The sequence below is a fragment of the Bradyrhizobium manausense genome (assembly GCF_001440035.1).
Classification (GTDB): domain Bacteria; phylum Pseudomonadota; class Alphaproteobacteria; order Rhizobiales; family Xanthobacteraceae; genus Bradyrhizobium; species Bradyrhizobium manausense.
Window position 1 is genome coordinate 1 of the sequence record NZ_LJYG01000058.1, and the last position, 1,562, is coordinate 1,562.

Sequence of the window (1,562 nt, forward strand, 5' to 3'; positions counted from 1 at the left end):
CGTATCCTGCGGAGCAGTGCATCCAGGAGCTGTTCGAGGCGCAGGTGCGCAAGGCGCCGGAGGCGGTGGCGCTGGTCTATCAGGACCAGCGCGTAAGCTATGGCGCGCTCAATGCGCACGCCAACCAGCTGGCGCATCATCTGATCGCCCTCGGGGTCAAGCCGGATCAGCCGGTGGCAATCTGCGTTGCGCGCAGTCCGCTGATGGTGGTGGGGCTTTTGGCGATCCTGAAGGCCGGCGGGGCGTATGTGCCGCTGGACCCGGCCTATCCGTCGGCGCGGCTGCGCCAGGTGTTGGAGGATGCGGCGCCGCGGCTGCTGCTGACCGATGCGGCCGGCCGCGCCGCCTTGGGCGATGTGGGCCTCGATGCGAGCGTGGTGGAGCTCGATGCGGCGGCACCGGCCTGGGCCAGCCTGCCGGAATCGGATCCGGACCCGCGCGCGCTCGGCCTCACCTCCCGCCATCTCGCCTACGTGATCTACACCTCGGGATCCACCGGTACGCCCAAGGGCGTCATGGTCGAGCATGCTCAGATCGTTCGTTTGTTCGAGGCGACGCAGGAATGGTATGGTTTCACTGAACAGGACGTATGGTGCCTGTTCCATTCCTTCTCGTTCGACTTCTCAGTGTGGGAGTTGTGGGGCGCACTGCGTTATGGCGGTCGTTTGATTCTTGTGCCGAGCGACACCGCTCGCTCTGCTCCTGACTTCGATGATCTCATCTGCAAGTCCGGCGTTACAGTTCTGAATCAGACCCCTTCGGCTTTTAAAGCTCTTGTGGATCTGGAGCGTCAGCGCGGTGCTCGAAACCGCCTTCGCTACGTTATTTTTGGTGGAGAGGCTCTGGAGCCATCGATTCTGAAGCCGTGGTATGCAAGGCATTCAGATCGTGCACCACAATTGATCAACATGTACGGTATTACGGAAACGACCGTGCATGTCACCTATCGGTCTCTTGATCAGTCTGACACCACCGATTCGGGCAGTCAGATCGGAAGGCGCATTCCCGATCTTCGGATCTATCTGCTGGATGGTCATGGGGAGCCGGTGCCGTTCGGGGCGGTGGGCGAGCTCTGCATTGGCGGTGCGGGGGTGGCGCGGGGCTACCTGAACCGCCCTGAGCTGACGGCGGAGCGGTTCATCGCCAGCCCCTTTGTGGACGGCGACCGGCTGTACCGGACCGGCGACCTGGCACGCTACCTGGCGGACGGCAATCTGGAGTTTTTGGGGCGCAACGACGAGCAGGTGAAGATCCGCGGCTTCCGGATCGAGCCGGGCGAGATCGCGGCGCGGCTCCTCGAGCATCCGGCGGTGGGTGATGCGGTGGTGGTGGCGCGCGAGGATGGCCGCGGCGAGCAGCGGCTCGTTGCGTATGTCGTCGCCCCCGAAGCTGAGGAATCTGATCTTGCCGGCGGTTTGCGCGCACACTTGAGTGCGCGGCTGCCGGACTACATGGTGCCGTCTGCGTTCGTGCGGCTGGCGAGGCTGCCGCTGACGGTGAACGGCAAGGTCGATCGGAACGCGCTGGCTGCGCCGGACGATGAGGCGTATGCGCATCGCGCC

General features: G+C 64.3%; 1 protein-coding gene. It reads left to right on the forward strand.

Going from position 1 to position 1,562, the window contains the following annotated elements; genetic code table 11:
* Nucleotides 1–1,562 (forward strand): amino acid adenylation domain-containing protein (locus AOQ71_RS15325; protein ID WP_157083514.1); only part of this gene is annotated, 1,562 nt, incomplete at both ends.